Genomic DNA, 6,807 nt, shown 5'->3' with positions numbered 1-6,807 from the left:
CGAAGTTCTACGAGCAATATCAATACGATAAAGTCGTCCGACTGCCCGGACTCTGACAAGGGGATGCATTATGAAACGAACTGCGCTCTTTTGGCGCGGAATACATAAAGTGCGCCGTTGAATGGATCCGAGCCGGCATCGCGCACCAGTGCCAAAAGGCCGTCGGGACCTTTTCTAAAATCGACTGGATGACTGGCGACCAACACCTTCACGCCAGCCGGGATCATGCCTGGCGAACCGCCCGGATAATCCGCACCAGCTGCTCCTCATTGATATCGGCACCGGCGCGAATGACCACGCCACCCAGCTCGATCTCCACCGACGCAGACGCTGTCGGCGTGACCTCGACAAAGCCGAGCCGCTCCGCATCCCTGTGTGGCGTGACCGCACCGCTCTTGATCGCCTTGCTCCGCCAGCCGAACAGCTGGGCCGGCGCCATCCCCGCTTGTCTGGCAATGGCCGATACATTCGCGCCCGGCTTCAGTGTCGCCTCGATCAGCCGCGACTTCGCTTCCGCCGACCAGCGCCGCCGCGGACGCTGCGGGCTTGCCTCCAGTCGGTTGGCAACCGCTTCAAGAACATGGAAACTTCTATCATCAGGCATAGGCGCAGACATAGAAATTGACACTGCAAGCTCCTCGGCTCCTTGCTTCAGTGTCAGTATGTCTCGCTCATCACCTCAAGCCGCGCCAGATGGGGTCAGCTTGGCGCTTACGACTGATCTGGGCCTTCCATTATTGAGCTCACTTGCAAACCTGGATCGTTGAGGCCGTCAGATGGGATATCGCAACTCCGCTCTTTACACCCTCAAATATGTGGCCGAGATGCTCGAAGAGGACGAAGACTTTTTGCGCGATTGCTCGATCGAGATGTTCTCGGAAGACGGTTGCTTGAGCGCCTACGACGACTATCCAGCATCCGAATTAAGCGAACCTATCGTCGTCTTCACCGAAGACGGCATCGACAACCTTCGGCATATCGTCGACGAGCGCAGGGCTGCGGGCCACGCACCGCCCAAACCTACCGCAGAAAACCCTCGCCCGAAATCATAGCCACCGCGGCCTTGGCCGAATGGTTACGGCGGTACAGGTTGACCCGCATCATCTGTGCGATGCCGCGCGCATCATTGCGATCCGTCTTGTTCGGCTGCGCCCCCAGGAACGCTGTCACATGACGCGTCTCGATGCAGATGACCGGCAGCCCGGCGCGCGCCAGCCCCTCGAAAGCCATTGCTACAAGGGCCGGCCTCGAGACCGACCCGTTCAATGTTCAAGGCAGGATCCTTCAGGACGAGGAGATCGTCGGAGTGGCTGACGACCTTCACCTCGCGGCAGATCTTGCCGGATTCATCAACAATACAAACCGCGGTCTCTTTCACCGCGACATCGAGGCCGATAAAGTGCTACATGCTGCGCTTCCTTTCCCGATGCTTGTGGCTGTTTGGACAGACCACGTCCTATCATCAGCTCGACGCGCAGCACCTTCTTGCATCACCGTTGAAGAAGGGGCGCAAGCCGAATACCCCATCTACCCCTTCTTCTCCTCGATCGCATTGAATGGGAGGCCAGCATCTCGACTTGCCCGGAGATTACGCCCATCCCCTGCGTTCCCGTGCGCCCGAGCTGAATCCGGTCGAACACATGGTAATCCATCCGCGCCAATTGGCTCTTGAACCGCGTCTTCGACGTCCAGAGAGCTACATCTTAGACGCGGGCTGCGAGCTTCGATACTTAGGATACGTTGGTGGATGACGAACCGCTCCAATTCGTAAGTCAAGCCCGCACCCGCTCGTTCTTCGGGTCATACATCGGTGTAAGCGAGACTTCTGCGGCAAAGCGCTCACCGGCGATCTCAATCTCGTAAGAAGACGAGAGCAGAGCTGCCTCGCTTTCGTTCTTGCAAGGTACATAGCCAAGACCGATGGCCCCGCCGAGGGTGTGCCCGTAGGCCCCGGAGGTGATTGTTCCGGCGATCCGACCGTCTCGGAAGATGACTTCGTTGTGATGAAGTAGTGGAGTGGGGTCTTTCAGACGGAACTGAACTAGCCGACGCTGGAGCCCCGCCTCAAGTTTTCTCAGCACCGCATCTCGCCCAATAAATTCAGGCTTTGCCGTCCTGACGGCGAACCCCAGTCCCGCTTCGAGCACATGATCCCCGCTGCCAACATCATCGGGGAGGTGCCGATATGCCTTTTCGATGCGGCACGAGCTGATGGCATGAAGGCCACACAGCTTGAGTCCCACATTTGCGCCCGCCGCCTCGATTACTTCGAAGACATGCGCGGCTTGGTCAGTCGGAATGTAGATCTCCCAGCCCAGCTCGCCGACATAGGTAACTCTGTGGGCCCGCGCCAGACCCATGCCGATTTCAATCTCCTGGCAGGTGCCGTACGGATTATTTTCGTTGGAGAAGTCATTTGGGCTTACTCTGCCGAGCAGTTCGCGCGAATTTGGTCCCATCACCGCCAGGACGCTTTCTGAAGCCGACATATTGGTGATAACGACGAACTCGTCGCCTAGATGCCGTCTCAGCCAAGAGAGATTGGGTTGCAATGTGAAGGCCGACACGACGAGCAGGAACGCAGTCTCCGTGAGACGACTCACGGTGAGATCGCTCTCGATCCCACCACGCTCGTTCAGCATTTGCGTATAGACGATCCGGCCAACCGGCACGTCGACATCGTTGGAGCAAAGCTGCTGGAGAAAGCTGCAAGCGTCTCGGCCCTCCACTCGGATTTTTCCGAATGAAGTCAAGTCGAAAACAGCTACCCGTTCACGAACCGCCATATGCTCGTCGCGCTGATTATCAAACCAGTTTTGGCGGTGCCAGGAGTATCGATATTCGCGCTCCTGGCCCTCCTTGGCAAACCAGTTGGCGCGCTCCCAGCCCTCCGCCTCACCGAACACCGCGCGGCGTGCTTTGAGATGTTCGTGAATTGGCGAGCGTCGAATGCCGCGCGCTGTTGTCATCTGACGGGCGGGGAAGTGGTCGGCAAAGCTAAGTCCCACTACCTCCGAAACCCGTTCCCTCAAGTACCAACGGTTCTTCTGAAACGGTTGCATCCGACGGATGTCCGCGCCTGACAAATCGAAGGGCGGCTCGTCGTCATTCATCCACTGCGCCAGCGCTAAGCCCGCACCTCCTGAGGCAGCTATCCCTGTACTGTTGTAACCGCATGCTACCCAATAGCCCTTAACATCAGGAGCTTCACCCAAGTGATATCGGTCGTCCGGAGTGAAGCTTTCTGGCCCGTTGAAGAAGGTCCGAATACCGACTGTGGCCAGCATCGGCATTCGCTTTAGAGCCTTCACCATAATAGGCTCGAAATGTGCAAAGTCCTCGGGCAACTGATCGAAGCAGAAATCTTCCGGGATGCCGTCCATGCCCCACGGTTTCGCCTTCAGTTCCACCGCCCCGAAAAGAATTTTTCCTGCATCTTCCTTGTAGTACGTATGTTCATCAAGGACCCGTAGGACCGGCAGCCGAGTTAGTCCGTCTATTGGTTCTGTAACCATGTAGAAATGTTCGCACGCATGCAATGGAACCGCGACCTCGCTTCTAGCTCCGAATTTCCGTGCCCACATGCCAGCACAGTTTACGACGCATTCCGTTTCAATCACCCCTCGCTGGTCCTCCTTCTCCCATGTTACGCTCGATACCCGGCCATTCCTTGCCTGAACACCGGCTATATTAACTCCTTCAAAGATTGAGGCGCCGTGCTGACGTGCGCCTTTGGCCAGCGCCATCGCGACGTTGGCTGGATCACATTGTCCATCATTGGGGAAATGAAGCGCAGCAGTGACATCAGACACATCGACATGAGGGTACATATCCTCCAGCTCTCGCACAGAGACTTTTCGCGCCTCCACGCCGTGGGCGGCTGCGAGCGAGAGTTGCCTATATAGCTCGTGCTTGCGCTCCTGGGTAAGTGCGATAGACAATGAGCCGACGCGGCGAAGTCCGGTTGCAATACCCGTCTCGCCTTCCAGGCTCGAGTAGAGTTGCATTGAGTACTTGGTCAGTTTTGTCATGTCGCTAGACCCGCGAAGCTCGCTGAGTAATCCAGCGGCGTGCCACGTCGTGCCGCACGTAAGTTGCTTACGCTCGAGCAGGATCACGTCCGTCCATCCGAGCTTCACCAAGTGATATGCGACGGAGCACCCCGACACCCCGCCTCCGATTATGACAGCTCGCGCTTTGGAGGGCAGTGACTTCATTTCGGATAGCTTAACAACCTTGCTAAATTCTGGTGCGACTCTCATCGTAAGCTCCTGTTCCTTTTTTCGGCATCCTTCCGGCAGATTCCGCGGAGCGCGCCCTCCAGGGGCTGGATAATCCGTGAGCGTGGCGAGACCACGAAGCCATCGTAGAGCGCGATCCGCGCCTACCTCGGGAAGAGCGCCCCGCCAGTGCCGCCTGGCGGCCGGCGGGAGACGCTGTCCATGCTTGATCTTTGTGGTCTAGGTGGTTGTGGCGCAAGTCTAGCTCGTGGACCGCTGACGTTCGGCCCCAGGACCAGGATATCGGGGTCGGCCACGTCTGGATGTCGGTGCGGAAAGGCGCCGGCCACGGCCTCTGGTCCGCCAGGAATGATAGCGTCAGCGGGCCGACCACCCGCGGACGCTGCGCGTCTCGGACCGTAGACGAAGCCCGGCACGGCGAGCTCCAGTGAAGCGTGTCGGGTCGAGCCAATTCATGCCGCCCTTGGCCTGCGGCAGATTGAAACCGTCGGCGATGGAGCCCAGGGACCTCAGATCGAATTCGCGATGCACGACCGCATCGCTGCCGGCGCGCGACAGGCGTAGAACGGCTCTTTCCTGTCTCTCGCTCAAGCGACGCGCTGCCCCACATCCAGTCCTCTCCGTCGCTGGGAGCGAGTGCGTCCAGATCGAGCAGTGGCTCCCACCGGGGATCCGCCATCAGGTAGACGGCAACGGTGGTCCGGCGCCACAGTCCGTGCGGGTTTCGGGGATCTCGCCAGAAATTGTAGAGGTACTGGCCGCAGCGCGTGATCAGGGGAATGTTGTCGGGACGGTCGAAAATCGCTGAAAGGGCGTCGTGATCGCGCTCGAACTGCGTTCCATCGAAGTGCTCGAACGTCCTCGCCGAATGGCTGGCCGCGCAGCGAAGTGCCCGTTCGCCTTCCACATCTTCCAGCCCAAAGACAGGGATCATCGTCAGGAGCATTCAGCGTTGGGCGCAAATCGAATGCTGTTCGGACATCCTGAAGAATGAAAGCGCAAAGACTTCCGTCTGCTCGGGAAAGCTCAGTGGTTGCGGGGCGACCACATGTTCGGCGAGCGTGATCATGGGATGATTTCTCCTCTATTCGTCCCGTAGCGCGTTTGTGGATAGCGCAGCACGTGTCGTGCCAAATGAAAAAATCATTTCACAACAATGATGTCTGCGATAGCGCTGTGTCTCATGTCCGACTTTGTCGAAGACCCGACAACGACGGAAAACTCAAGCAGTGAAGTCCAGGCAATTTCCGAACTCGTCCTCAGAAGCCAGCGCGTGACAGCCGCGGACTATCCCGGCATTGTTGACGAGCATGTCCGGAGACCTAGCATGTCCGGAGACCTAGACCTAGCATGTCCGGAGACCTAGATGCCGTAATGGGCCGGCGCTCCTCGCATAGCCAGGAAAGCGGCTGTCCCTCAGGGTGATGGTATTGAATGGAGTCCGATTGTGCCGGCCCCAAGCATCAAGCGAGGGACAACCATGGACTATTATGCAGGAATTGATGTGTCTCTGGAACTCTTATGTTCATTTGGAAGCGGCGTGGCCACGCCTGTTCGTCCCGCCAATAGTGGCTGGTCCTGCATGGTGTAGTAATGCGCAATGTAGGAGACAGGCTCTCAAGACGACGGTTTGCAAACTCTTATACGCGGGTTGGTACCGCATTTCTGTGTGTACGCCTGGGGCTGCTTCTATCTTAGCACGGGCATCGACGTCGTCGGCCGCTCAGTTCTATCGAAGATTCCCCGACCGGGACCCTGCCTCCAACATTGAGCATCAGCAGATGATCAATCTTGTTTCCTCTTTCTAATTGGTCGCCAAATGCGAGCGGCGCTAAGTTAAGCTTGATGAGCTGGTTGCACTTCCTGGCCAACAGGAAGGCCCCCATTTCTCTAGCGATCGCAGTGATCGCGATGGCCTTGTGCTTCCCCGCGAGGATCATTTTTCGGTAGCGAGAGCAGAGGCGGAGCTGACCTTTCCACGCTATTTCGCGAACGGTTCTCGGCAGGCCTTCCAACTGCGCTTGCTTGGTTCGACTTACCCGCGCAGGGAAGCGGTAAGCCCATGCGTCTTCGACCAGAATGCGACGGGCCCGACAGTTCCCGGCCTTAGCGATCCCGCCGCGTTTGACATGTTCACCTGTCGAGCTCTCTCTGACGGAACGAGGCCAAGAAAGGCCATCAGCTGGCGGGGGTTTTCAAAGCGGCGATGTCGCCGATTTCGGCAACAAAGACGACGGCGGCAATCAAGGATACGCCTCGCAACGCCTGATTGGCTTCGACAACAAGGAGCTATCCTCCAGGATTTGACAGTCTCCGAGATCAGATCGGTCAGACGCTTTAAGCGTACGCCTCCGGCAAAGCTTTCGATTACCCACATCGTCGGCTTGATCCAATGGAGATGCCGAAGGCGATGTCGTGCAAGCGGGTCATGCCGCGCCAGAGACCATGCTGCCGGAGGCGGATCATGGTTGCGGGCGAGACAGCCGCCAAGCATGGCGATTTGCAGCAGGTAGGCGGCGAGCGTGGGCCGTTGGAGGCGCGGTCGCGTTCGGGACGCGTCGATCTG

General features: G+C 58.2%; 6 protein-coding genes and 2 pseudogenes. 1 reads left to right on the top strand and 7 read right to left on the bottom strand.

What is annotated here, in order from left to right:
* Window positions 1-68: 68 nt before the first annotated feature.
* Together tnpB and NKH29_RS32115 are read right to left on the bottom strand one after the other, a co-directional pair.
* Window positions 69-227: an IS66 family insertion sequence element accessory protein TnpB gene (tnpB, locus tag NKH29_RS32120; RefSeq protein WP_353001382.1), complete on the bottom strand. Its 159-nt coding sequence runs from the start codon at window positions 225-227 to the stop codon at window positions 69-71.
* The gene (locus tag NKH29_RS32115; protein ID WP_245274633.1) at window positions 224-604 is read right to left on the bottom strand and encodes a transposase; all 381 of its coding nucleotides are present in this window, start codon (window positions 602-604) and stop codon (window positions 224-226) included. The genes tnpB and NKH29_RS32115 overlap by 4 nt, the downstream gene beginning before the upstream one ends.
* Before the next feature lie 172 nt (window positions 605-776).
* Here NKH29_RS32115 and NKH29_RS32110 point away from each other — a divergent pair, with 172 nt between their 5' ends.
* Complete coding sequence (locus tag NKH29_RS32110; RefSeq protein ID WP_353001381.1) at window positions 777-1,052, top strand: hypothetical protein; 276 nt, start codon at window positions 777-779, stop codon at window positions 1,050-1,052.
* A gap of 19 nt (window positions 1,053-1,071) precedes the next feature.
* Here the strand turns inward: NKH29_RS32110 and NKH29_RS32105 are convergent.
* The 5 genes and pseudogenes from NKH29_RS32105 to NKH29_RS32085 all read right to left on the bottom strand — a co-directional run.
* Window positions 1,072-1,396, bottom strand: a pseudogene (locus NKH29_RS32105) (IS110 family transposase); the annotation flags it as partial.
* Window positions 1,397-1,772: 376 nt separating this feature from the next.
* A complete protein-coding gene (locus NKH29_RS32100) occupies window positions 1,773-4,217 on the bottom strand; it encodes a GcvT family protein (RefSeq protein WP_353001383.1) in 2,445 nt (814 codons plus the stop codon).
* Window positions 4,218-4,598: 381 nt separating this feature from the next.
* Entirely contained in the window at window positions 4,599-4,832 is a 234-nt protein-coding gene (locus NKH29_RS32095) for a hypothetical protein (protein WP_353001380.1), read from the bottom strand.
* Window positions 4,833-5,187: 355 nt separating this feature from the next.
* On the bottom strand, window positions 5,188-5,310 hold the full coding sequence (locus NKH29_RS32090) for a hypothetical protein (RefSeq protein ID WP_353001379.1): 123 nt from the start codon (window positions 5,308-5,310) through the stop codon (window positions 5,188-5,190).
* Window positions 5,311-6,106: 796 nt separating this feature from the next.
* Window positions 6,107-6,588: pseudogene (locus tag NKH29_RS32085) on the bottom strand (transposase); the annotation flags it as partial.
* Window positions 6,589-6,807 lie beyond the last annotated feature (219 nt).

This window comes from Mesorhizobium sp. M1295 (assembly GCF_040318135.1).
Lineage (GTDB): Bacteria > Pseudomonadota > Alphaproteobacteria > Rhizobiales > Rhizobiaceae > Mesorhizobium.
The sequence above is the reverse complement of the archived record's forward strand: the minus strand, read 5'-3'. Positions and strand labels throughout refer to the sequence as shown.

Bases quoted from the DNA above. Each gene is read 5' to 3' on its own strand.
- tnpB (WP_353001382.1), bottom strand. From the start codon at position 227: ATGATCCCGGCTGGCGTGAAGGTGTTGGTCGCCAGTCATCCAGTCGAT.
- NKH29_RS32115 (WP_245274633.1), bottom strand. From the start codon at position 604: ATGCCTGATGATAGAAGTTTCCATGTTCTTGAAGCGGTTGCCAACCGA.
- NKH29_RS32110 (WP_353001381.1), top strand. From the start codon at position 777: ATGGGATATCGCAACTCCGCTCTTTACACCCTCAAATATGTGGCCGAG.
- NKH29_RS32100 (WP_353001383.1), bottom strand. From the start codon at position 4,217: ATGAAGTCACTGCCCTCCAAAGCGCGAGCTGTCATAATCGGAGGCGGG.
- NKH29_RS32090 (WP_353001379.1), bottom strand. From the start codon at position 5,310: ATGATCACGCTCGCCGAACATGTGGTCGCCCCGCAACCACTGAGCTTT.